At 59.4% G+C, this 23,540-nt stretch carries 19 protein-coding genes; 10 read left to right on the top strand and 9 right to left on the bottom strand.

Going from position 1 to position 23,540, the window contains the following annotated elements; all coding sequences use genetic code 11:
* Positions 1 to 2 precede the first annotated feature (2 nt).
* Genes rodA through RYA97_RS05740 form a run of 6 tightly spaced genes read right to left on the bottom strand, consistent with a single transcriptional unit; the run spans position 3 to position 5,933 of the window.
* A complete protein-coding gene (rodA, locus tag RYA97_RS05765; RefSeq protein WP_005753105.1) occupies positions 3 to 1,106 on the bottom strand; it encodes a rod shape-determining protein RodA in 1,104 nt (367 codons plus the stop codon).
* 31 nt (positions 1,107 to 1,137) lie between these two features.
* The gene (mrdA, locus tag RYA97_RS05760) at positions 1,138 to 3,033 is read right to left on the bottom strand and encodes a penicillin-binding protein 2 (protein ID WP_005745383.1); all 1,896 of its coding nucleotides are present in this window, start codon (positions 3,031 to 3,033) and stop codon (positions 1,138 to 1,140) included.
* Positions 3,034 to 3,061: 28 nt separating this feature from the next.
* On the bottom strand, positions 3,062 to 3,529 hold the full coding sequence (rlmH, locus tag RYA97_RS05755; protein WP_002555336.1) for a 23S rRNA (pseudouridine(1915)-N(3))-methyltransferase RlmH: 468 nt from the start codon (positions 3,527 to 3,529) through the stop codon (positions 3,062 to 3,064).
* A gap of 9 nt (positions 3,530 to 3,538) precedes the next feature.
* Positions 3,539 to 3,925, bottom strand: a complete 387-nt coding sequence (gene rsfS, locus RYA97_RS05750; RefSeq protein ID WP_002555337.1) for a ribosome silencing factor — start codon at positions 3,923 to 3,925, stop codon at positions 3,539 to 3,541.
* 60 nt (positions 3,926 to 3,985) lie between these two features.
* A complete protein-coding gene (nadD, locus tag RYA97_RS05745; RefSeq protein WP_161794688.1) occupies positions 3,986 to 4,645 on the bottom strand; it encodes a nicotinate-nucleotide adenylyltransferase in 660 nt (219 codons plus the stop codon).
* 22 nt (positions 4,646 to 4,667) lie between these two features.
* Complete coding sequence (locus tag RYA97_RS05740) at positions 4,668 to 5,933, bottom strand: glutamate-5-semialdehyde dehydrogenase (RefSeq protein WP_005780730.1); 1,266 nt, start codon at positions 5,931 to 5,933, stop codon at positions 4,668 to 4,670.
* A gap of 886 nt (positions 5,934 to 6,819) precedes the next feature.
* Here RYA97_RS05740 and RYA97_RS05735 point away from each other — a divergent pair.
* The 3 genes from RYA97_RS05735 to RYA97_RS05725 all read left to right on the top strand — a co-directional run bounded on the left by RYA97_RS05735 (position 6,820) and on the right by RYA97_RS05725 (position 10,982).
* Complete coding sequence (locus tag RYA97_RS05735; protein WP_004655663.1) at positions 6,820 to 7,491, top strand: DNA-3-methyladenine glycosylase; 672 nt, start codon at positions 6,820 to 6,822, stop codon at positions 7,489 to 7,491.
* Positions 7,492 to 7,494: 3 nt separating this feature from the next.
* Positions 7,495 to 8,811, top strand: coding sequence for a bifunctional DedA family/phosphatase PAP2 family protein (locus RYA97_RS05730; protein WP_004666289.1), 1,317 nt, complete (start codon positions 7,495 to 7,497; stop codon positions 8,809 to 8,811).
* A gap of 137 nt (positions 8,812 to 8,948) precedes the next feature.
* On the top strand, positions 8,949 to 10,982 hold the full coding sequence (locus tag RYA97_RS05725; RefSeq protein WP_117140723.1) for a pilus assembly protein TadG-related protein: 2,034 nt from the start codon (positions 8,949 to 8,951) through the stop codon (positions 10,980 to 10,982).
* Here the strand turns inward: RYA97_RS05725 and RYA97_RS05720 are convergent.
* A complete protein-coding gene (locus RYA97_RS05720; RefSeq protein ID WP_162882951.1) occupies positions 10,979 to 13,747 on the bottom strand; it encodes a PAS domain-containing protein in 2,769 nt (922 codons plus the stop codon). The genes RYA97_RS05725 and RYA97_RS05720 overlap by 4 nt on opposite strands.
* On the bottom strand, positions 13,737 to 14,192 hold the full coding sequence (locus RYA97_RS05715; RefSeq protein ID WP_005732180.1) for a TadE/TadG family type IV pilus assembly protein: 456 nt from the start codon (positions 14,190 to 14,192) through the stop codon (positions 13,737 to 13,739). The genes RYA97_RS05720 and RYA97_RS05715 overlap by 11 nt, the downstream gene beginning before the upstream one ends.
* 75 nt (positions 14,193 to 14,267) lie before the next feature.
* Between RYA97_RS05715 and RYA97_RS05710 the strand changes: the two genes are divergently transcribed.
* Both RYA97_RS05710 and RYA97_RS05705 read left to right on the top strand, forming a co-directional pair.
* Positions 14,268 to 14,738, top strand: coding sequence for a prepilin peptidase (locus RYA97_RS05710; protein ID WP_005745378.1), 471 nt, complete (start codon positions 14,268 to 14,270; stop codon positions 14,736 to 14,738).
* 170 nt (positions 14,739 to 14,908) lie between these two features.
* A complete protein-coding gene (locus RYA97_RS05705) occupies positions 14,909 to 15,697 on the top strand; it encodes a response regulator transcription factor (protein WP_005753119.1) in 789 nt (262 codons plus the stop codon).
* 7 nt (positions 15,698 to 15,704) lie between these two features.
* Here RYA97_RS05705 and RYA97_RS05700 read toward each other — a convergent pair whose 3' ends face one another.
* The gene (locus RYA97_RS05700; protein WP_005782131.1) at positions 15,705 to 17,360 is read right to left on the bottom strand and encodes a PleD family two-component system response regulator; all 1,656 of its coding nucleotides are present in this window, start codon (positions 17,358 to 17,360) and stop codon (positions 15,705 to 15,707) included.
* 301 nt (positions 17,361 to 17,661) lie between these two features.
* Here RYA97_RS05700 and RYA97_RS05695 point away from each other — a divergent pair, with 301 nt between their 5' ends.
* The 5 genes from RYA97_RS05695 to RYA97_RS05675 all read left to right on the top strand — a co-directional run bounded on the left by RYA97_RS05695 (position 17,662) and on the right by RYA97_RS05675 (position 23,477).
* Positions 17,662 to 18,741, top strand: coding sequence for a DUF2333 family protein (locus RYA97_RS05695; protein WP_002555348.1), 1,080 nt, complete (start codon positions 17,662 to 17,664; stop codon positions 18,739 to 18,741).
* Complete coding sequence (locus RYA97_RS05690; RefSeq protein WP_005745375.1) at positions 18,741 to 19,286, top strand: NUDIX hydrolase; 546 nt, start codon at positions 18,741 to 18,743, stop codon at positions 19,284 to 19,286. Before RYA97_RS05695 ends, RYA97_RS05690 begins: the two co-directional genes overlap by 1 nt.
* A gap of 188 nt (positions 19,287 to 19,474) precedes the next feature.
* A complete protein-coding gene (locus RYA97_RS05685) occupies positions 19,475 to 19,846 on the top strand; it encodes a translation initiation factor Sui1 (protein ID WP_004655683.1) in 372 nt (123 codons plus the stop codon).
* Positions 19,847 to 19,946: 100 nt separating this feature from the next.
* Complete coding sequence (gene speA, locus RYA97_RS05680) at positions 19,947 to 21,860, top strand: arginine decarboxylase (RefSeq protein WP_004666294.1); 1,914 nt, start codon at positions 19,947 to 19,949, stop codon at positions 21,858 to 21,860.
* Between the two features lie 210 nt (positions 21,861 to 22,070).
* Entirely contained in the window at positions 22,071 to 23,477 is a 1,407-nt protein-coding gene (locus tag RYA97_RS05675) for a type VI secretion system Vgr family protein (RefSeq protein WP_117140724.1), read from the top strand.
* Positions 23,478 to 23,540: the final 63 nt, after the last annotated feature.

Genomic DNA, 23,540 nt, shown 5'->3' with positions numbered 1-23,540 from the left:
AATCAAACTTGAGCAATCCATTTACGGTGTGTATGGATCGACATCAAAACCCCAAACGCTGACAGTAGGGTCACCAGCGAAGTTCCGCCGTAGCTAATGAAGGGCAATGGCACCCCCACCACTGGCAGCAGGCCACTGACCATACCGATGTTGACGAAAACGTAAACAAAAAACGTCATGGTCAACGCTCCGGCCAGCAGCTTGCCGAATAATGTCTGCGCCTGTGCCGTGATCACAAGCCCACGTCCGATCAGCAGCATATAGATGATCAGCAGCGCACAGATGCCCACCAGACCGAACTCTTCACCCAGTACCGCGATGATGAAGTCGGTGTGGCTTTCCGGCAAAAAGTCCAGGTGCGACTGAGTGCCCAGCAGCCAGCCTTTGCCGAATACACCGCCCGAACCGATGGCAGCCTTTGATTGAATGATGTTCCAGCCGGTCCCCAGCGGATCGCTTTCCGGGTCCAGAAACGTCAGTACGCGCTGCTTCTGGTAGTCGTGCATGAAGAAGAACCACATGGCCACTGCAGCAGGCACAGCGGCCGCCAGCACACTGATAATCCAGCGCCAGCGCAGGCCGGCCATGAACAGCACGAAGGCCCCGGACGCCAGAATCAGCAGCGAGGTGCCCAGATCAGGCTGGCGCACGATCAGAATGAACGGCACACCAATCAAGGCGAGACTGACCGCCACATGTTTGAGATGCGGTGGCAGCGTGCGTTTGGACAGATACCAGGCGATGGTTGCCGGCATGATGATCTTGAGAAACTCCGAAGGCTGGAAGCGGATCACACCGGGGATATTGATCCAGCGTGTCGCGCCCATGGCGTTGTGGCCCATGACATCCACGACTACCAGCAGCAGGACGCCGAGCACATACAGCACAGGCACCCAGCGCGCCATGAAACGCGGCTCCAGCTGGGCAATCACCACCATTGCCACCAGACCGATACCAAACGAACTGGCCTGCTTGATGAGCAGGTCCCAGTTCTTGCCGCTGGCCGAATACAGGACGAACAGGCTGCCAGCCGCCAGGGTCAGCAACAGGATCAACAACGGGCCATCGATATGAATGCGCTGCAAAAAAGTGGCACGGCGACGCATCACGTCTTCGCTGGACAGGATGCGGTCGAAATTACTCTTCACGGGCCGCAGCCTCCAGATTCAGGGAACCGGCATACTCAGGCTTGAGATGGCCGTTTTCGTCGAGCAGCCAGGCGTCCATCACCTGCCGCACAACGGGTGCAGCAACGCCGGAACCGGACTCGCCGTTCTCGACCATCACTGCAACAACGATTTTTGGATTGTCGGCCGGTGCAAAACCGACAAACAGGGCATGGTCACGATGACGCTCCTGAACCTTGGTACGGTCGTATTTCTCGCCCTGCTTGATGGCGACTACCTGAGCCGTACCGCTTTTACCGGCGATCCGGTATTGCGCACCGATGGCAGCCTTGCGCGCCGTACCACGCGCGCCATGCATCACTTCCTGCATGCCGTGGTTGACTCGCCCCCAGTTGGCCGGGTCGCGCAGCACGATATTCGGCATCGGGTTTTCATCCACAGGTGCCTTGCCTTCGATGGTTCTGGCCAGATGCGGACGGTTCCACACACCTTTGTTGGCCACCAGTGCGGTCGCCTGGGCCAGTTGCAACGGCGTTGCCTGCATGTAGCCCTGCCCAATGCCGAGAATCAGGGTTTCGCCAGGGAACCAGGCCTGGCGACGGGTCGCACGCTTCCATTCACGGGACGGCATCAGACCGGGGGACTCCTCGAACATATCCAGCGACACTTTCTGCCCGATGCCGAACTTGTTCATGTAGGTGGAAAGCCGATCGATGCCCAGTTTGTGCGCCAGATCGTAGAAGTACGTGTCATTGGAACGCATGATCGCGGTATCCAGATCCACCCAGCCATCACCGGTGCGGTTCCAGTTACGGTACTTGTGATCGTAATTGGGCAGTTGGTAATAGCCGGGGTCGAACACTCTTGAGCCGGGCGTTACTGCACCGGCGTCCAGCCCGGCAATCGCCACGGCAGGCTTGATGGTCGAACCGGGCGGGTAAAGGCCGCGCAGAATGCGGTTGAACAGCGGCCGGTCGATTGAATCGCGTAGCTCGGCGTAGGCCTTGAAGCTGATACCGGTGACAAACAGATTCGGATCGAAGCTCGGCGCACTGACCATCGCCAGCACTTCTCCGGTGGCAGGGTCCAGCGCGACTACCGCGCCACGACGCCCACCCAATGCGGCCTCGGCAGCTTCCTGAAGGTTGATGTCCAGGCTAAGAACGATGTCCTTTCCAGGGATCGGGTCGGTGCGCTTGAGCACGCGCAGCACGCGGCCACGGGCGTTGGTCTCGACCTCTTCGTAGCCGACCTGACCATGCAGATCGGGTTCGTAAAATCGCTCGATACCGGTCTTGCCGATATGGTGCGTGCCGCTGTAATTGATCGGATCGAGGCTCTTGAGCTCTTTTTCGTTGATCCGCCCCATGTAACCGACCGAGTGAGCAAAATGCGGCCCTTGCGGGTAATGCCTGACCAGTTGCGCAACCACTTCGACACCTGGCAGGCGGAACTGGTTGACCGCAATCAGAGCGATCTGCTCTTCGCTCAGCTCGAACAGGATAGGCACCGGCTCGAACGGTCGACGCCCCTGCTTCATACGCTTTTCGAAGATGATGCGATCATCCGGGGTGAGCTGCAGGATCTCGACAATGGTGTCGAGCACACTGGACCACTCGCCGGCACGCTCACGGGTCATGCTGAGACTGAAACTGGGCCGGTTGTCCGCAACCACCACGCCATTACGATCGTAGATCAGCCCACGGCTGGGCGGAATCGGCTGAACGTGAACGCGGTTGTTTTCCGAAAGCGTGGAGTGATACTCGTACTGGATGACCTGCAGGTAATACAACCGGGCAATCAGCACGCACACCAGCAACACCACCGCCACGGCACCGAACACGACCCTGCCGCGCACCAGGCGTGCGTCCTTTTCGTGGTCTTTGAGGCGGATCGGTTGAGACATTTAGGCCGTATTCACAGTAAAGACGATGCTACTTGTGATAAGGGTGCCCGGACAGGACTGTCCAGGCGCGATACATCTGTTCGCCGATCAGAATGCGCACCAGTGGATGCGGCAGGGTCAGCGGCGACAGGGACCAGCGTTGTTCACTGCGGGCACAGACTTCAGGCGCCAGCCCCTCGGGGCCGCCGACCATCAGGTTGACCGTACGCGCATCGAGGCGCCAGCGATCGAGTTCGACCGCCAGCTGTTCGGTGCTCCACGGTTTGCCATGCACTTCAAGCGTGACAATCCGCTCGCCCGGCTGCACTTTCGCCAGCATCGCCTCGCCTTCCTGACGGATGAAGCGCGCAACATCGGCGTTCTTGCCCCGGGTATTGAGCGGGATTTCCACCAGTTCAAGCGCAAGCTCGGAGGGCATCCGCTTGGCGTACTCATGCCAACCTTCCTCCACCCACTTGGGCATGCGCGAACCCACAGCAATCAGACGCAAACGCACATCAAGGCCTTATTCGTTGCCTGGAGTGTGGTGCGCAGCGCTGGCGGCACGGCTTTGTTCAGCGCCCTGCCACAAGCGTTCCAGGTCGTAGAACTGGCGTGCCGCAGCGGTCATTACGTGAACGATCACATCGCCCAGGTCCAGCAGAACCCAGTCGCTGTCGCCCTTGCCTTCTTCGCTCAGGGACTTCAGGCCGGCTGCCTTGACCTTGTCACGGACGTTATCGACCAGTGCATTCAACTGACGGTTGGACGTACCGGTGCAGATCAGCATGTAGTCAGCGATGCTGGTCTTGTCACGCACATCGATGGTCAGGATGTCTGCACCCTTGACTTCTTCAAGGGCTGCAATCGCAACATTGATGACTTCTTCACTGCTCATTTTTTGCTTTGTCATATAAAACTCATTCAGCTCGTATGTGTGGGACCGTTCAAACGCTTATCGATCAAAGCAGTTTCAGGACGACCCATCAGTGTTCGGCGCGCGGTAAAGTCCGCGTGCATCGATATAGGCCAGTACCGCGTCTGGCACCAGAAAACGTACCGACTTACCGCTGGCCAGCAGTTGACGGATCTGGGTGGCAGACACCGATAAAGGCGTCTGCCAGACGAATGTAATGTGTCCACCCGGCCCTTTCAGGGCCTTGGGGTCGCTGACCGCGCGTGCCGCCAGCAGATTGCGCATGGCATCCGGCGACTCGCTGTCCGCGTCCGGGCGTTGCAGCACCACGATATGGCAGTGCTCCAGCAGTTCTTCCCACCTGTGCCAGGTCGGCAGCCCGCAAAAGGCATCCCAACCCAGCAACAGGAACAACTGGTCCTGAGGCGCCAGTTCGGCGCGCATCGATTCCAGTGTGTCGAGGGTATACGACGGTTTGTCCCGCTTCAGTTCACGGTCATCCACCGTCAAGGGCGACACACCCGCAACCGCGCTCTGAACCATCGCCAGACGGTCCTCGGCGGTGACACTCGGCATGTCACGATGCGGAGGCCTGGCGCTGGGCGTCAGGCGCAACTCATCAAGTTCCAGCAGTTCGGCCACTTCAAGCGCACCGCGCAAGTGACCGATATGAACCGGGTCAAACGTACCCCCAAGCATACCGATACGTCTGGGCAGCGCTGTCGTGGGGTTGTTCAAGTCAGGCTTGTCCGCGCAATTGACCATCACCGATCACGATGTACTTCTCGCAGGTCAACCCTTCAAGCCCGACTGGACCACGGGCGTGCAGCTTATCAGTAGAAATGCCGATCTCGGCACCCAATCCGTATTCGAACCCGTCCGCAAAGCTGGTCGGTGCATTGACCATGACCGAACTGGAATCGACCTCGGCCATGAACCGGCGAATCTGACTTTGATGGTCGGAAACGATGGCATCGCTGTGATGCGAACCATAATGGTTGATGTGCTCGATGGCTTCGTCCAGCCCTGAAACGACGCGAATCGACAGGATTGCAGCCAGGTATTCGGTGTGCCAGTCGTCTTCGGTGGCCGGAGTTACGTCGATCAGGTCACGGGTGCGCTCGCAACCGCGCAACTCGACGCCCTTCTCGCGAAACTGCGCGGCCATGGCGGGCAGGAAATCGGCGGCGATGGTTTGATCGACCAGCAGGGTTTCCATCGCGCCGCAGATACCGTAGCGGTACGTCTTGGCATTGAAGGCAATCTTCTGCGCCTTGGCCAGATCGGCGTGGGCACTCACATACACATGGCAGATGCCGTCCAGATGCTTGATGACCGGCACGCGCGCATCGCGGCTGACCCGCTCGATCAGGCCCTTGCCCCCACGCGGAACGATGACGTCAACGTACTCGGGCATGGTGATCAATGCGCCAACCGCTGCACGGTCGGTGGTTTCAACCACCTGCACCACAGCAGCAGGCAGCCCGGCCTCGGCCAGACCACGCTCGATGCAGGCGGCAATGGCACGATTGGAATGAATGGCTTCGGAACCGCCGCGCAAAATGGTCGCATTGCCGGACTTCAGGCACAGACTGGCCGCATCGATGGTCACATTCGGACGCGACTCGTAGATGATTCCCACAACACCCAGCGGCACACGCATCTTGCCGACCTGAATACCCGACGGCCGATAGCTCATGTCGCGGATCGCACCGACCGGGTCTGCCAGACCTGCTACCTGACGCAACCCGACGATCATGCTGTCGATACGCGCGGGGGTCAGGGCCAGTCGTTCCAGCATTGCCGGCTCAAGGCCATTGGCCTGACCATTGGCCAGGTCCAGCGCATTGGCGGCAGACAGCTCGGCGCGCGCTTCATCCAGAGCAGCGGCAGTGGCTTGCAGGGCGCGGTTCTTCTGCGCAGTGCTGGCACGACCGATCACTCGCGATGCTTCGCGGGCGGCGCGACCCAGGCGGGTCATGTAGTCAAGAACGGACTCAGTCATGGTCTCAGAGGTCTTGGCAAAGAGGAAAGCGGCTGATTATAGCTGTCGTGCCGCACGAACGACAGCGCAGACAGGCGGATGGTCGATATCAGTGCGCAGATTTATTGCGCAGACCGATGCCTATCCCCCTCAGCCCTCATCGTTACATACAAAGTCCGCTTTTGATTCTGGCCAAAAGCCGTAGGAGCAGACTTGTCCGCGAAGGGGCCGTGACATCCGCAGGAGGTGTATCGCCCGAAATAAAGCTTTCGCGAACAAGTTCGCTCCCACGCCCTGCGGGCAGAAGCCTGAACGCCACCATTTATCACGCTCAGCCCTCATCGTTATACGCAAGTCCGCTTTTGATTCTGGCCGAAAGCCGTAGGAGCGGACTTGTCCGCGAAGGGGCCGTGACATCCGCAGGAGGTGTATCGCCCGAAATAAAGCTTTCGCGAACAAGTTCGCTCCCACGCCCTGCGGGCAGAAGCCTGAACGCCACCATTTATCACGCTCAGCCCTCATCGTTATACACAAGTCCGCTTTTGATTCTGGCCGAAAGCCGTAGGAGCGGACTTGTCCGCGAAGGGGCCGTGACATCCGCAGGAGGTGTATTGCCCGAAATAAAGCTTTCGCGAACAAGTTCGCTCCCACGCCCTGCGGGCAGAAGCCTGAACACCCCATTTTCCGGGCTCTTCAGGACTTGTGTATAACGATGAGCGCTCAGCCTGCGCGCCCTCTCGACCAGCGTCGCAGGGAAACGCACGCACAAAACGCTCTTATGGGTTAACCGGTTTGTCATGCCTCAGTCACTTTCAGAAACAACAAAGCCGCTAATCCAGACACATTCAGCTGCAATTAAAGTTGCGCTTGTTATTATCGGGCACCTTCTCAACGTACCTGCCTGACTATGCCTGCTGCTCTTCCGGATCATTTCTTCCATCGCGATGCCCAGTTGCTGGCCCGCGATCTGCTGGGCAAGGTCATTCGGCATAAAGTGGGCGAGCTGTGGCTGGCCGCCCGCATCATCGAAACAGAAGCGTACTACTGCGCTGAAAAAGGCAGCCATGCTTCGCTGGGCTATACCGAAAAGCGCAAAGCGCTGTTCCTCGACGGCGGGCACATCTATATGTACTACGCGCGCGGCGGTGACTCGCTGAATTTCAGCGCCGAGGGGCCGGGCAATGCAGTGCTGATCAAATCGGCATTTCCCTGGACCGACGCAACCAGCGACGAAAACGCCCTGGCGCAGATGCAGTTGAACAACCCCGACGCCAGCGGCGCAATCCGCCCGCCGCAACGGCTCTGCGCTGGCCAGACGCTACTGTGCAAGGCACTTGGCCTGAAAGTACCGGAGTGGGACGCCAGACGCTTCGACCCACAGAGGTTGCTGGTCGAAGACATCGGCCAGGCACCCGAGCGCATTATCCAGACCACCCGTCTGGGCATTCCTGCCGGGCGCGATGAGCACTTGATGTATCGCTTCGTGGATGCCGGTTACGCCCGTTTCTGCACACGGAACCCTCTCAGACGCGGTCAGGTCGAAGGCCGCGACTACTTATTTCTCGATCAAGGAAACTGACCGATGGGCGATCTGCTCAATGGCATGACCGGCTGGCTGACAGCGAATCCTTCCTGGGTGGCTGTCGCTATCTTTTTGGTGGCCTTCACTGAATGCGTCGCGATCGTCGGGATCGTCGTGCCGGGCACGGTCATCATGTTTGCCATCGCCGCCTTGGCGGGCAGCGGCATACTGCCGTTGAGCGAAGTACTGTTACTGGGTTTTCTCGGCGGGCTGTTGGGGGACGCAGTGTCGTACTTCATAGGCCGGCGCTTTCATCAGAATATCCGTCAGTTGCCCGGCTTGCGCACGCACCCGGAGTGGATGGAAGGTGCGGAAAAATACTTCCACCGTTACGGCATCGCCAGTTTGCTGGTCGGGCGCTTCATCGGACCGCTACGCCCGATGCTGCCAATGATTGCCGGCATGTGCGACATGCCGCTCCCGCGCTTTGCGGCCGTCAGTGTACTGGCCGCGGCAGGCTGGTCGATTGCCTACCTGATGCCGGGCTGGGCGGCGGGCGCGGCCATTCGCCTGCCGCTGCCGGAAGGCTTCTGGCCTGAGGCGGCAGTGGTCGGTGCCGGTCTGGCGATTCTGTTCGGGCTGAGTATTCAGAGCAGCATTCGCCAGAAGCGCTATGCAACCAAACTTATCTCCGTGCTCAGCCTGACGCTGGTCGCGGCGCTGTTCATCGGCTGGCCTTATCTGGCGGACTTCGACAACGGCCTGATGACGCTTATCCAGGAGCATCGCAGCGAGGCCGCACAGAACATCGTGATCTTCGTCACTAGCATCGGCGACTTCAAGGCCCAGTTGCTGGCGGCCTCCCTGCTGATCATCGTGCTGGCCGTTGCCAGACAATGGCGTCACGCAGCTTTTGCCCTGACCGCAACACTGGGTACCGCAATAGCCAATGGCACCCTGAAAACGTTCTTCGCCCGCACTCGCCCGGACGTTCTGGTAGAGCCGCTGACCACTTACAGTATGCCCAGTGGCCACAGTTCTGCGGCCTTTGCGCTGTTCATGACGCTGGCGGTGCTGGCCGGACGCGGCCAGCCCGTGCGCCTGCGCCTGAGCTGGATGCTGGTCGGTGGCATTCCGGCACTGGCCATCGCGCTTTCCAGGGTTTACCTGGGCGTTCACTGGCCAACCGACATCCTCGCTGGAATGCTCCTGGCGTTCTGTGTCTGCGCCGCCAGCCTGGCGTTCATTCAGCGCAACGCCCCCTTGCCCGCCATGTCGGTCCGGGTATGGTGGCTCATCGTCCCGGCAATGACCGCGCTGCTCGGCATTTTTGCGGTGCGCGCCCTCTCGCACGCAGTACTGCGTTACCAGTACTGATCGGCATACCTGATCGCGCCCGTACAAATCGGGTGCGACACTTCTCAAATCTGGCACCTTGCCAGTGCTCTTTCGAGGCGTTGACTACACTCCCCTGAAGCAGGTGAGTGAGCAACGGCGTGGCCGAAGGAGTGCTGATGTCCCCACTGGATGGTTATACGGCAATGCCCGCCCGGCAACGCGGCACCATAGGCATGATGGCCGCGCTCACATTGGGATTGGCGCTGCTGTGCACACTGATAGTGGTCGACAGCGGCAGGCTGTATCTGGAGAAACGCTCGTTGCAGCGGGTTGCGGACATCGCCGCCCTGGAAGCTGCGGGGCGCAGGGGAACGTGCAGCGGGGCGGCCACCGCCCCCGGTTTCGCCACACAAAGTGCCACGCGTAACGGCTTTACCCCGAATAGCGGAGGTCGAACGCTAACCACCCTCTGCGGCAACCTTACAGTGGGCCTGCAGAGCCAGCGCGTATTTGTCGCGGACTCCACCCAGGCACTGGCCATTCAAGTGGTCGCGGCGCATCCGGTGCCACGAAGTATTGCTGCCGGTATTGTTGCCCTGTTCGAAAAAACTCCCTCCCCTGCGAACATCACGATCAGCGCCACAGCCGTGGCTGCCAGTGCCGCGCCACTGGCGGCACTCACCATTCGCAGTGCGGCGGTAACAATGGACAGCACTCGGGCGGCCATTCTGAACCCGCTCATCGGCAGCCTGCTCGGTGGCACACTCAACCTGAGCGTAGCGAACTGGCAGGGCCTCGCCAGCACCGACCTCAGCCTGTTGAGCTATCTGAACCGACTCAAGACCGACCTTAACCTGACTGCGGTCGGTTACAGCGAGGTGCTCAACACATCGGTTTCTGTCAGCCAGTTGATCCAGAGTGCTATCAATGTGCTCGACCCCGGCGCGACCTTGAACGGCACGGCCACCATCGCGGGCCTGCAGGCATTGAAGCTGGCGGCTGGCGCAACCACTGTGTTGCTCGGCGACGTGCTGTCGATACAAGGCAGTTCGGACCTCGCTGCATTGAACACCAATCTGCGCCTTCTGGACCTGGTTCAGGGCCTTGCGCAACTGGCCAACGACAAGACCGGCATATCGACAGCTGCGCAGATAAATGTAGGCACCCTGGCACAGGTCACCACACGATTTCAGGTCGTTGAGCCGCCTCAGTTATCGGCCATCGGCGACCCGAGCAAGATCGACCCGCTCAATCCCAAAACCGGTGCCAACCGGATCTACGTGCGCACCGCGCAGATGCGCGCGCTGGTGTCAGTCAATCTGCCGGTGCTGGGCACCATCACGTCATTGACCAACACTGCGGGCTCGGTGGTCGGCAGCCTGACACCGATCCTCAATAGCGCGTTGAGCCTGAACATCGCGGGCCTGGTGACATCAGCCACCTGCGCCGTAGGACTAAACAGTTGCATGGTCACCGATTTCAAGTTTCTGACCTCGGACTCTTCTGCCAGCGCCGGCCCCAGGATAGATCTGAGCCTGTCACTGGCCAGCGCCGACACCTATGTCACCGGCTACACCTGTACCAGCAATACCAGCAAAACCTTGAGTGTCAAAACAGATGCAGGATTGCTCAGCGCCAAGGTTGGCTGGATTGACAGCACGGCAGCGTTTCCTGCCAGCACTGACCCCTCGGCAATCACCGCACTGCCTCTACCGGTGCTGGATATAGGCACCAAGACCTGCCAGAAGATAGCGGGACTGTTGGGCAACTGCACCGCCCGTACCCCCTTCGGCGGTGGCGGCATAGGTCTCACGTTCGACACGGTAAGCCAGTCGCCGCTGGGCAGCTCACCGGTCGTCAGTACAACCTTCAGCTCGCCCAATCTGCCGGAAATCAACAGCGCGCCTTATTTCCTGACGAGCGTTGCGCACACCAAACCCAGTACGTTGCTGAACGGCACGGTTTCCAGCGTAAAGGTGAATGTCTATAAACCTGCGACCAGCAATGTGCTAGGCAACGTCATTACTGGAGCAGCTGCAACGCTGAACAGCCTGACCGTTGCGCTGGACGCTATTGTGGAGAACACGCTGACCGGCTTGCTGACATCAGTCGTCGACCCGCTGTTCGAGTCACTTGGCCTGAGTCTGGGTGCCACCGATGTGGGTGCCAATTTAAGCTGCAACATCGGTCAGGCGACGCTGATTATCTAACCGGCGTTGAATATCGGCAGCTCGATCTGGAAACGAGCGCCCTCCCCGACGTTGCCGACGCTGAGCTGGCCGCCCATCTGGTCGACGATGCCGTAGCTGACAGACAAGCCCAGTCCGGTGCCGACACCGACAGGCTTGGTGGTGAAGAAAGGCTCGAAAATGCGCTCCAGCAAACGCGGATCAATCCCCCCGCCGTTGTCCTGAACCGCCAGCCGGATGATATTTTCGTCCCGCTCGGCCTCGACGCTGATCCACGGTTCGAAATCCCGGTCTTTTTCCCGACGTGACAACAACGCATCACGGGCGTTGACCATCAGGTTGATCAGCACCTGCTCAAGCTGATCGACATGCCCGCGAACCTGCACGTCTTCGATCATGGTGCCGACCCGCAACTGCACACCCTTGCCTTTCATGCCTTCGGCCAGCATCGAGAGGGTGCCTTCCACCGCCTGCGCCGGATCGAACAGCCGCTCCTCCACTTCGGAGCGCCGCCCGAATACCCTCATGTGGTCCACCACGCGGGCAGCGCGCTGTACCTGCGCGTCGATACGGTTGAGCTTTTCGGTGAGGTATTCGATGTCCACGTCCCCGCGCCCCAGGCGCTTGAGGACATTGACCACCGCCATGCGCATGACATTGAGGGGCTGATTGATCTCGTGGGCGAGGCCTGTGGACATTTCGCCAAGCGTGGCCATTTTCGCGCTCTGGTTCAATTGCATCCTGGAGCGGCGCACATCCGTGTTATCACGGCCCACGGCCTGAACCTCGACCAGCGTGCCGTGCTCGTCGAATATTCCCCGGTCGGCCCAGACCCACCAAGCATACTCACGGCCGGGCAGCTCGATACAGATTTCTTCGGTGCTCACCGGCGCTTGCGGGGTGAGTTGACCAATGCGCCGAATGAACGCCTCGCGCTGCTCGTCCGAAAGCCAGTCCCCCAGATTGATCCCGGTCAGTTGTTCCGGCGTGCATTCCATGTAATTGGCCAGTGGACGGTTGCCGAAACTCAGTACCAGATCCGGAGAATAGCGGCAGATCATGGCCGGTGAGTCTTCGACCAGAATGCGGTATCGCTCTTCGCTCTGGCGCACGTGCTCGGCCGCCAGAGTGGCTTCGGTCACGTCCAGCCACAGGCCGACCGCCTCCACGGGCATGCCGAGGTCGTCACGCAACAATCGCGCTTCGTCCAGCAACCAATGGTAGTGGCCGTTCTTGTTGCGCAACCTGTAACGCCGACTGACAACGCCTCCGCGCAACAGCTGCCGGTTACGCTCGAACCAGATGTCGCGGTCTTCGGGGTGAATGTATTCCGCCAGCTGGCCGTCTACGCAGTCAGCCAGCGTCCAGCCCAGCAAGGGCGTGAGACTGTCACTGAAAAAGGTTGGCTCAAGGTTGCCGTGATCGTAGCGCTGCACGTAAATCACGGCCGGCGAGCTGGCAATGAGGTTATCCAGCCGGGCGTGAGCGGCCGCTGCTTCGGTTTCCTGATTCTTGATATCACTGACATCGAGCATGAAACCCAACACCCGCTGAACCTGACCACTGATCAGCGCCTGGCCCTGAATACGGTACCAGAGGGTTTCCTGGGCGGGGTCGCTCTGTGCGAGACGCACGCAAAGCATCAGCGGCGTGCCTTTGTCACGTAACTGCGCCAGACGACTGGAAAGCTCTTGTCGATCAGCCGGATGAATCAACGCCAGCCAGTCTTGACGCGACAGACTTTCGACCCGGTCACCCAGACGCAGACTGCGCGCCAGTTGCGGTGCCAGCAGGATTTCGTCACGAGCAGGCATCAGCTCCCACCAACCGGTGCCCAGTAGATCCTGAAGCACCGCCAGGCGCTCTACATGGTGACGATTGTGCTGCTCGGACAAGCGAAAAAGCACCGGCCCGGCCAGCGCCGAACACAGGTTGAGCCACTCGCGTTCACCAAGATCCGGAGCCTGCTGTTGCGGGTTATAGAAACCGAACATCAGCCATGCTTTAGCAACGTTGTCACGGCTGTGGGGGATCAGAAAACCGTCCGCGTTGCCGAAGGCACTCTGCAACGGCCCTTGGTCGACGCCGCCGCCAAACCTGAGTTGATGGGTGATATTGGCATCGAATCGATCCAGCGCATTGCCCAGTCGCTGCCCAACCTGCCATAACTCCGGCGCGGTGTGGGCGCTGTACTGGCAGTAGACACGCCAGCCAGCGCCGCTGACTTCCGGCAATACCAGCGCCAGACAGGGAACGCGCCATAGCTGTGCCAGTTCCTCGAGTTGCTCGGTCACCACGGCAGTCAGCCGGTCCACGTTGCACACGCGCACACGCTCGGCCATTTGCCCGGCAAAGCGCAGGCATTGCTGGCGGCTGCGGGCGGCACTGGCCTCCTCCATCAAGTCGCTGATATCCAGCAACTGCAACAGCCAGCCCTTGCCATGCGCCTGCACCCAGCCACGGGCGTGCAAGGTGTGCGCATCGGCACTCTTGAAGTCCAGGTCCAGCATGTGCCCCAGCCAGTCATGCGGCACGCCTTCAATGACCAGCGCGCTGTTTGGCAGCAACAGGTTCATCAACCGCTGCGCAGCTGACAGCGGAGCGGCAATGCCCAAACGCGCAAGCAACTGCGGGCTGATGCTCTGTATCCGTCCTTCGTCATCGAGCAGCACATAAAGGTCGACCCCGACCGGGCCCGGCTCGCTTGACACGGGCACAGCCTGGGATACCGGCGGCGCTTCACCACGGCCCAGCCAACGGCTCAGACGATTTTTTTCAAGGGGCAAGTTGCAGACTCGCTTGTGCAGTAAGGTTGGTCGGCAAGCGCGGGACCTCGCCGATGCCAGGGAGCGTCAATAACGGGAGTACCTGGGTCAATCGGGTCTTGGGGTACTGGATGGTCACCGTCAGAACACCGGCGGTGTAGGTCACGTTGGTATAACTGGCGTTGAAACCCAGCGCAGGCGGCATCCATGACAGCTGATTCATGACGACACTCTGCGCCTGGCTGACCAACAGAGTGTTATAGCCACTCACTGTCGGGCTAAGGGCGACACTTCGGCGCACGGCTTCACTGGCAGCCGCATTGAAAGACTGCATCATAAGCAACGGCAGGCTATAACTCACCACGCCATAGAACACGGCAAAGAAAACAACGAACACCGCAGCGAACTCAATAGCGGCGGCACCTTGCTGCCGATGAGGCAAGGCATGCTGCAGAACGGTTTTCATATCAACGTCTACCCTGACATTTACGGCTTCAACAGAGCATAGATTCTTTCCGGAAAACAGGATGTTTTTTGCTTGATGAAATTATTTCTTCTGCTTGTCTGGTTTGTAATTTGCGCCGAACAGGATGCGCGACGCAAGCACATTTCAAACGGGCTGACACTGGGCGCAGCAGCACTGGCGGCCGCCTGGCTGGCAGGCACCGGAACGACCTGGCTAGGCGCCCCGCCACTGGAAGCCGCGCTGGCACTGGCGCTGGCACTGGGCTTGACATTGCCTGGTTATGCGCTCGGCAAGCTGGGCGCCGGAGACGTCAAGCTGATGGCCGCACTCGCGCTCGCCTCCGACAGCGTCTATTTACTGTGCACATTTATCGGCGCAGGCATCGCCGTGCTGACCTGGGTGTTGCTCGCCAGGAAAGTGCAGCATCATATAAACCAACGAGTTGCGCGGCGTTACGCCTATATGTTCCCTGACGCGCCAGATAAATATCCTTTTTCACCTTTTTTATTGGCGGGCTTGCTGCTGACAGTAGCGTTGCTCCATTAGTCGACTCTCGGCCAATTGAAAGTTTAATGCTATGTACATAGTCGGAAAGTACGACTACGGTTAACACATCGCTGTGGCGTACTGTCATTGAACTACCCGAAACGGGTCATACAACGCTTAATCATGTTTTGCTGAATGGATAAAGGTTCCGGTCTGCCGGCCTTAACAGCATGGAGTTGCATGTGGATAACTACCCGGTCACAAAAGTTCTGGTGGTCGACGACCAGCCTCTTATTGTTGAAGAACTCTGTGAGTTTCTGGAGAGCAACGGCTATGCGTGCGTGCGCTGCCATTCAAGCCTTGAGGCCATCGAGCATTTCAGCAGCGACAGCGCTATTGGCATCGTACTCTGCGACCTGGAAATGCCAGGCATGAATGGGATCGAGATGGTCGAAGCCATGAAGATGGCTGGCGGCAAGACGCATCTGTTCGAGGCCATCATGCTGACCGGACAAGCCGAGAAAAAGGACGTCATCAAGGCTCTGCGAGCCGGCATCGCCGATTACTACCAGAAGCCGGTCAACCTTGAAGAGTTGCTTGAGGGTGTCCAGTTGCAGGTGGAAGCGCTGCACGAACGGCAGAAAAACCGTCAGCAATTGGGCCTGCTCAACGAGAAACTTCAGTTTCTGGCCGCATCCATAGACGACCTCTATCAAAATCTGGATAACGTTCAGAACAGGGCGCAGTCCGAGCGCAAAACCAGCTTCGAGAGTGATGCACAGATGCCCGTATCGCTGGCCAAATTGTCACCCCGCCAGCTTGACGTCGCGCGCCTGGTCAGCAAGGGGCTGACCAATTACCAGATTGCCTGCGAACTGGGCATTACCGAAAACACTGTCAAACTCTATGTGTCCCAAGTGCTGCGCTTGACCCACATGCATAACCGCACCCAACTGGCCTTGGCATTTTCACCCGGCAAATCGGCAGAGCGGCAAAAGCTGATCGAAAGCCAGGACTGAAACCGAATCAGGCCTCGATTTCCGTCAACACGACGTGATAGGGCACATCCACCAGGGCCGAATGCACCTGATTGCGGCCCGCGTGCTTGGCGCAGTACAACGCAGTATCCGCCTGTGACGCAAGGCTCAGACTGTCGTCATTAGCCCCCAGAGAAACGACCCCGGCGCTGAAAGTGCAAAACAGATCGGTCGGCTGCGCGGGGTAATGGATCTCCGCAAAGCGATGGCGGATCTCATCAAGCACTTTATGGGCACTTTGAATGTCGGTATCCGGCATGACGATGGCAAACTCCTCACCACCGTAACGACCGATGAAGTCGGTCTTGCGCAGGCGCTGCTTGAGAAACAGCGCCAGGCTTTTGATGACGCGATCTCCCATCGGGTGACCGTGGCTGTCGTTGACCTTCTTGAAGTGGTCGATATCGAGCATGGCAAAACACAGCGGCTTACCCTCGCGTCGCGAGCGAAAGCTGCAATCTTCCAGCAGTTGCAGGATGTGCGTGTGATTGTAGAGCCCGGTCAGGCTGTCACGAACCATGCGCGCCTTGAGGCTGCGGGCTCTGGCGGCGCGATTGCGAACCGTGGTGATCAGGTGGCGTGGCTTGATCGGCTTGGTGAGGAAGTCATCGCCACCCTCGCTCATGGCGTCAAGCTGCTTGTCCTGGTCATCCTCGGCCGACAGGTAAATGATCGGCACGCTGACATAGCGGTCATTATGGCGAATGACCTTGGCCAGCTCAGTGCCGGTGCAACCAGGCATGTACATGTCGAGAATGATCAGGTCCGGCTGAAACTCCGCCAGTTCGGACATTGCCTGAATCGGGTCGAGCAGAACCCGCGTAACAATTCCGGCTGCATTCAGAATGCGTTCGGTGTGCATTGCCTGAGCGCGGGAATCGTCGATGATCAGCACTTTATAGGGTTCGTATTGAGCGACGCAGGTCAGAACTTCGATTTTTTCCAGCAGACTCGACGCTTCCAGCGCGCCGGTCAAAAACTCTTCGCCACCGGCCCGCACTGCTGCGAGGCGGGTGGGCGTATCGGTTTCGTTAAGGCTGAAAAACAACAGTGGAAGCTTCTGCTCCAGGCCTTCCTGGGCCTGTGAAGCCAGCTTCAGACCCTGACCGGCCCCGCTGAAATCGACATCCATGACAATCGCCGCCGGGTGCCGTTGCGCCATTGCGCGCTGAAACTCGGCAACACTGTGCAACGACAGGGCTGCCAGACCGAAAAACTCCAGCTGCTTGGCCAGACGCTCGGCCCGCTCATGGTCCTGAAGCACCACATAGACCGGCTTGCGCAGCGGAGGCAGCGACGTTTGCTCAAGCTGGTCGCCATGCCGTAGCCCGGTGCGGGAGAGACGTTGCATCAGACGATTGAGGTCAGTGATGACGCTGCTGTTGAGGCGACCGCGATTGGCTTCGACAGCCTCAAGTGCCTGGTTGATGTCATGCGCCAGTGAAATGTGTTCAACCTGCTCGAAGCGCTCGGCAAAGCGCAGTAAACGCAACGTCGACTCCTTGAGCTCAGCCATGTCGCCAGCCGACCACTCGGCTTTCTGCAGACGTTGCCACGTCTCCAGAATCTGGCGTGCCTGGTGGATGACCCTTTGGGCAAAATGATGCTTCAGGCGATCTCGGCTAGGGTCTTCTGGCTCGGTCATATTGAGACTACTGTGATTTTACTGAGCGATACGGCTGATGGCGCTATGCTAGCACCTCCGTTACAACAGAACAGTGCCGTAAGTCACTTATTTGACAACATTTTGATGGCGCTTAGCCATTACTCAAAATCAATCGACTGATAGAGCCTGGCTATAGGCCTTGAGTTGCAAGCTGGAAGTTGAAAGCAATTCGCTTTTGGCTTGAAGCTCGAAGCTTGCAGCTGCCCCGATCGCACCTTAGGGTAAGGTTGCGGTCGAACCCCACGTGAAGCATTCAACTCAAGATCGAAAGGACCCTACCATGCTGGATTGGAAGAACCGCGCAGGCAGCGCGGGTGAGCGCACCGCTGACACTTCATCGGTCAAACGCCGCGGTTACCTGGGTAACCTGTTCTATAGCCGCGCTCTGGGCGCCTTGATCTTGATTTACCTGCTGGTTGCACTGGTAGTCGGCTGGTACTGGAGCAAAGAGCCTGCACTGTTCCCGGTACAACAGAACGCTCAAGCCGCCGCCGAGCGCGAAGGCAAGCCAATGGTTATCGGCTACACGACGGTTGAAACGCTCAAGACCGTGGCTGGCACCCTGCTCAACAAGCGCGGTGGATATCTGTCCAACGACCGCATGCCACCGGGCTTGTGGCTGGACAACATTCCAAGCTGGGAATACGGCGTACTGGTGCAGGTGCGTGACTTGAGTCGTGCGCTGCGCAAGGACTTTGCCCGTTCCCAGTCTCAATCTGCCGAAGATGGCGATCTGGCTCGCGCCGAGCCGCTGTTCAACTTCAACAATCGCAGCTGGATCCTGCCTTCCAGCGAGTCGCAATACGCCGAAGGTATCAACTCTCTGAGTCGCTACCAGGCACGTTTGTCCGACCCGAACCAGAAAGGCGCGCTGTTCTATGCCCGCGCCGACAACCTGAACAACTGGCTGGGTGATGTCGGCACCCGCCTGGGCTCGCTGTCGCAACGCCTTTCGGCCAGTGTCGGTCGGGTCAAACTCAACAGCACGCTGAAAACCGAGGCCGCTGTTTCGGTCAAGCCTGGCGAAGTACCGCAGGTAGACGAGGAAATCGTCGAGACCCCGTGGCTGGAAGTGGACAACGTTTTCTATGAAGCGCGCGGTCAGGCCTGGGCTCTGTCGCATCTGCTGCGCGCCATCGAGGTCGACTTCGCCGATGTACTGGCCAAGAAGAATGCGACCGTCAGCGTGCGTCAGATCATTCGTGAGCTGGAAGCGTCCCAGGAACCGCTGTGGAGCCCGATGATTCTGAATGGCAGCCCGTTCGGTGTGTTCGCCAACCACTCGCTGGTCATGGCCAACTACATCTCGCGTGCCAACGCCGCGGTCATCGACCTGCGCCAGTTGCTGAATCAAGGCTGATGTCTATTCCTGCCAACGAGGCCGCGCACCGTGCCGCCTCGGATGCCGAGCAGATCGCCTGGGTCGACGAGCAGGACCGACTGCTCGGCTCGCGGGTCCGCGCCGATTTGCGTGAGCGCGGACTGATCGGGCGCGGCACTTATATCCTGCTGTTCAACAGTGCCGGTGAGCTTTGCGTGCATCGGCGCACACTGAGCAAAGCGATTTATCCCGGTTATTGGGATGTCGCCGCAGGCGGAATGGTGCAGGCGGATGAAAGCTATGACGAGTCCGCTGCCCGGGAGCTGGAAGAAGAGCTGGGCGTCAGCGGCGTACCGTTGCTGGCCCACGAACGGTTTTTCTTCGATCAGCCGGGCAACCGGCTCTGGTGCGCCGTATTTTCAGCCGTGTGGGACGGGCCCTTGAGATTGCAGCCCGAAGAAGTGCTGGAAGCGCGCTTCATGCCCATCGCCGACGTTCTGCATCAGGCTGAAAAAATCCCTTACTGCCCGGACTCGCTCGCGGCGCTGAAACGCTACCTGCAGCAGATAGAGAATGCTCAGTAAGCCAGTGTTCAGAAATTGGCGTATCCAGCCCCTTAGCAACCGGTCTGTTTGCCGTTACACTGCGCGACCTTTTCAAACTGGACCGGCCCTGCCGTTTCAGTAGCGCTGCCCCTGCCAGAGTGGGGCTTCGCGGTCGATGGTTCGTGTGAGCCCGACCCATCTTCAGTCCTCAACAAGAGGATTTTTGCGTGGCTAAAAAAGCCGCTTCTCTCGCCGCCCTTGGTGGCCTGGTGTTTTCAACCGACGCAGGGCGTCACTGCCCGGATTGTCGTCAGCCCGTTGCCGACTGCACCTGCAAACAGACCGCCATCCCCGAAGGGGACGGTATTGCCCGCGTGCGCCGGGAAAGCAAAGGCCGCGGCGGCAAGACCGTGACTACCATCAGTGGTGTCCCGCTGGCAGAAGAGCCGCTCAAGGACCTCGCCAAGGCCCTCAAGCAGCGCTGTGGCACAGGCGGATCGCTCAAGGACGGCGTGATCGAGATTCAGGGCGATCACGTCGAACTGCTATTGGCAGAGCTGATCAAAAAAGGCTTCAAGGCTAAAAAGTCCGGCGGCTGAATCCGCGTAGCGGGCAGCGAATCAAATCGTCATTTCAACTCATTACACTGCGCCCAGCTGGCTATTGGCTGGCGCAACGACTTCTTTATAGGGGACTTCGATGTCCGTACGACGCACACGCAAAGACGATGGCAGCCAATGGACAGTTGCGGACAGCCGCAGCGTTTATGGTATTCGCCATTGGGGCGCGGGTTATTTTGCAATCAACGAAGCAGGTCGCGTTGAAGTCCGTCCCAATGGGCCGGACAGCTCGCCCATCGACCTTTACGAACAGGTCGACAACCTGCGCAAGAGCGGCCTGTCGCTGCCCTTGCTGGTGCGCTTCCCCGACATTCTGCAAGACCGTGTGCGTCAACTGACCGGTGCATTCGACAGCAACATCGCGCGCCTGGAATACCAGAGCCAATACACCGCGCTGTACCCGATCAAGGTCAACCAGCAGGAAGCGGTGGTGGAAAACATCATCGCCACGCAGAACGTCTCCATCGGTCTGGAAGCGGGTTCCAAACCGGAGCTGATGGCCGTGCTGGCATTGGCGCCCAAAGGCGGCACCATCGTCTGCAATGGTTACAAGGACCGTGAGTTCATCCGTCTGGCGCTGATGGGCCAGAAGCTGGGCCACAACGTATTCATCGTCATCGAGAAAGAATCCGAAGTCGAGCTGGTGATCGAAGAAGCCGCCGAGCTGAAAGTCGCCCCTCAGGTAGGCCTGCGCGTGCGTCTGTCCTCCCTGGCGTCGAGCAAATGGGCGGACACCGGCGGCGAGAAATCCAAGTTCGGTCTGTCGGCCGCACAATTGCTGTCGGTGGTCGAGCGCTTCCGCAAGGCCGGGCTCGATCAGGGCATCCGCCTGCTGCACTTCCACATGGGCTCGCAGATCGCCAACCTGGCTGATTACCAGCACGGCTTCAAAGAGGCTATCCGCTATTACGGTGAGCTGCGCAAACTCGGCCTGCCGGTGGATTACATCGATGTCGGCGGCGGTCTGGGCGTCGACTACGACGGCACCCACTCACGCAACGCCAGCTCGATCAACTACGACATGGACGACTACGCAGGCGTGGTGGTCGGCATGCTCAAGGAGTTCTGCGATGCGCAAAGCCTGCCGCACCCGCATATCTTCTCGGAAAGCGGCCGCTCGCTGACCGCCCACCACGCCATGCTGGTGGTCCAGGTGACCGACGTCGAGAAGCATAACGACGAAGTGCCGGAAATCTCCGACAAGGAAAGCCTGCCGGAAACCGTGCAGTGGCTGGTGGACCTGCTGGGTCCGACCGACATAGAAATGGTCACCGAAACCTACTGGCGTGCCACGCACTACATGAGCGACATCGCTACCCAGTACGCCGATGGCAAAATCAGCCTGGCGGAGAAAGCACTCGGCGAACAATGCTACTTCGCCGTCTGCCGCCGCCTGTACAACTCGCTGAAGGCACGTCAACGCTCACACCGTCAGGTGCTCGACGAACTCAACGACAAGCTGGCCGACAAGTACATCTGCAACTTCTCGGTGTTCCAGAGCCTGCCCGATACCTGGGCCATCGGCCAGGTGCTGCCGATTCTGCCCTTGCACCGTCTAGACGAAGAGCCGGTGCGCCGCGCCGTGCTTCAGGACCTGACCTGCGATTCCGACGGCAAGATCAAGCAGTACGTCGATGAGCAGAGCATCGAGACCAGCATGCCGGTGCACTCGTTGAACGAAGGCGAAGACTATCTGCTGGGGATCTTCCTGGTAGGCGCCTATCAGGAAATTCTGGGGGACATGCACAACCTGTTCGGTGATACCGACTCGGTGAACATCTACCAGAACCCGGACGGCAGCGTTTACCACGCGGGCATCGAAACCCACGACACCATCGAAGACATGCTGCGCTACGTGCATTTGTCGCCGGAAGAACTGATGACCCATTATCGGGACAAGGTCGCCAGCGCCAAGATTACTCCGCGCGAGCGTACCTACTTCCTCGACGCCCTGCGCCTGGGGCTGACACGCTCTTCGTACCTGTCGTCCTGATTCCAGGATTTGCGATGGGGCCTGCAATTGGGCCCCATCTACTGTGACTGTGGTGCCAATGCTGTGCGCTGGCGCGATGGTCATGCGTACATCGTAAGCCGCTACCAACATTCCCTGTAGGCAACGTCCTGTTCTACCTGCAGCCCTCTACCCTGCCCGTTTTCTGCGCCAGAATTCGCGGTCGCATTCCCGGTAGAGAAGCACTCCATCATGCCCGACCCCACCAGCGCGCCGCTCTTTCGTCTGGAAATTGCCCGCCTGCAGCGCTGCTTCACTGTCATATCGTTCAGCGCAAGCGAGGCGATCAGCCAGCCTTTTACCTTTGAACTGGACATTCTTGGCGACGGCCTGGATCTGGACCTGACCGGCCTGATGTACAAACCTGCCTCGCTGAGCTTCGGAAACCGGAAGAACTTTCACGGTCAGATTCAAGGCGCGACACGCAAGCATTACCAACCCGGCCCGGCGTGTTACACGCTGATAATGGGGCCTCGACTGGCCTGTCTCGGGTTACGCCACCAGTCGCGCATCTTTCAGCACATGACCGCCACCCGGATCATCACCCAAGTGCTCGAAGAACATGGCCTGAAGAACTGTTTCCGTTTTGACCTGCCGACCGAGTGCCGCGAACGCGACTGTTGCGTGCAGTATCAGGAATCCGACCTGCAACTGGTCCAGCGCCTGTGCGCAGAAGAAGGCATTCACTACCACTTTGTCCATTCACGGCATCGCCACGAATTAGTATTCGGCGCCAACCTGCACGGGTTTGCGCGCAGCCCTGTCGCACGCTGGCGTCAATTCGCGCAGCAGTCCGGGGTGACCCGGTTTGCCGTCACCGAGCATGCAACGGATCTGCCCGGCAGCCGCGCAGCCCAGCACGCGACAGGCGAGAGTACCTTGCCGTTCGTGACTTGCGCAGAACTGCTGCCGCTGGCCGACCATCCCGAGAAGAACTGGAACCACATGTGGCTGATCACCGAAGTCCGGCATCGCTTTGGCATCGTTGATGGCAATGACCGCGGGGCATCAGATCGCTACTCGAACCAGTTCAAGGCCATACCATGGGAAGTCGGCTTCAGAACGCCTGCCCCGGCACCGCGCACGCCCGTTGCGCAACTTCAGCGAGGCTGGATCATCGGCATCAGCGGCGAACCGGCAAGGCTTGATGCGTCAGGCCGGGTGCACGTCCGGCTGGAGTGGGAATGGCAACACCCGAATGATCCCGGCGGTGGCTGCTGGCTGCATCTGGCACCGGGGCTGGATATCGAATGTCGCGCCGGCATGTCAGTGGCGGTGAGCTTTTCTGTGGATGACACACACCCACCACTGATCATCGGCGGTCTGCCGTCTCAGGAGGTGCGCCGCGAGAATGATCCAGCGCCTGTCGATAACGTCCTAATGCACCTCGACCGGCAAATATTCATCGGGCCTGACCGACTGCTGCAACTCGCAGACGGGGTCTGCCTATACCTTGGCAAAGGCAGCAAAGTCACGCTGGATGCGGGGCCCAGCACGGTGCAGATCGACGATGATGGCCTGACACTGAGCAGCCCGCGCATCGGCTTTGCCAGCAAGGCGAATGTTCGTTCCTCGGGTGATCCGGACGCTATTGAATGAAATAGCACCAACCATGCGGCACTTGGGCGAATCGCGACGGTCCAAGGCGTGTCCGAATCATCT

Source organism: Pseudomonas syringae group sp. 26L6 (genome assembly GCF_032587815.1).
GTDB lineage: Bacteria > Pseudomonadota > Gammaproteobacteria > Pseudomonadales > Pseudomonadaceae > Aquipseudomonas > Aquipseudomonas amygdali.
The sequence above is the reverse complement of the archived record's forward strand: the minus strand, read 5'-3'. Positions and strand labels throughout refer to the sequence as shown.

Coding starts and splice junctions, on each gene's coding strand:
- rodA (WP_005753105.1), bottom strand. CDS start 1,106: ATGCGTCGCCGTGCCACTTTTTTGCAGCGCATTCATATCGATGGCCCG.
- mrdA (WP_005745383.1), bottom strand. CDS start 3,033: ATGTCTCAACCGATCCGCCTCAAAGACCACGAAAAGGACGCACGCCTG.
- rsfS (WP_002555337.1), bottom strand. CDS start 3,925: ATGACAAAGCAAAAAATGAGCAGTGAAGAAGTCATCAATGTTGCGATT.
- RYA97_RS05740 (WP_005780730.1), bottom strand. CDS start 5,933: ATGACTGAGTCCGTTCTTGACTACATGACCCGCCTGGGTCGCGCCGCC.
- RYA97_RS05735 (WP_004655663.1), top strand. CDS start 6,820: ATGCCTGCTGCTCTTCCGGATCATTTCTTCCATCGCGATGCCCAGTTG.
- RYA97_RS05730 (WP_004666289.1), top strand. CDS start 7,495: ATGGGCGATCTGCTCAATGGCATGACCGGCTGGCTGACAGCGAATCCT.
- RYA97_RS05725 (WP_117140723.1), top strand. CDS start 8,949: ATGTCCCCACTGGATGGTTATACGGCAATGCCCGCCCGGCAACGCGGC.
- RYA97_RS05715 (WP_005732180.1), bottom strand. CDS start 14,192: ATGAAAACCGTTCTGCAGCATGCCTTGCCTCATCGGCAGCAAGGTGCC.
- RYA97_RS05710 (WP_005745378.1), top strand. CDS start 14,268: ATGAAATTATTTCTTCTGCTTGTCTGGTTTGTAATTTGCGCCGAACAG.
- RYA97_RS05705 (WP_005753119.1), top strand. CDS start 14,909: ATGGAGTTGCATGTGGATAACTACCCGGTCACAAAAGTTCTGGTGGTC.
- RYA97_RS05700 (WP_005782131.1), bottom strand. CDS start 17,360: ATGACCGAGCCAGAAGACCCTAGCCGAGATCGCCTGAAGCATCATTTT.
- RYA97_RS05695 (WP_002555348.1), top strand. CDS start 17,662: ATGCTGGATTGGAAGAACCGCGCAGGCAGCGCGGGTGAGCGCACCGCT.
- RYA97_RS05690 (WP_005745375.1), top strand. CDS start 18,741: ATGTCTATTCCTGCCAACGAGGCCGCGCACCGTGCCGCCTCGGATGCC.
- speA (WP_004666294.1), top strand. CDS start 19,947: ATGTCCGTACGACGCACACGCAAAGACGATGGCAGCCAATGGACAGTT.
- RYA97_RS05675 (WP_117140724.1), top strand. CDS start 22,071: ATGCCCGACCCCACCAGCGCGCCGCTCTTTCGTCTGGAAATTGCCCGC.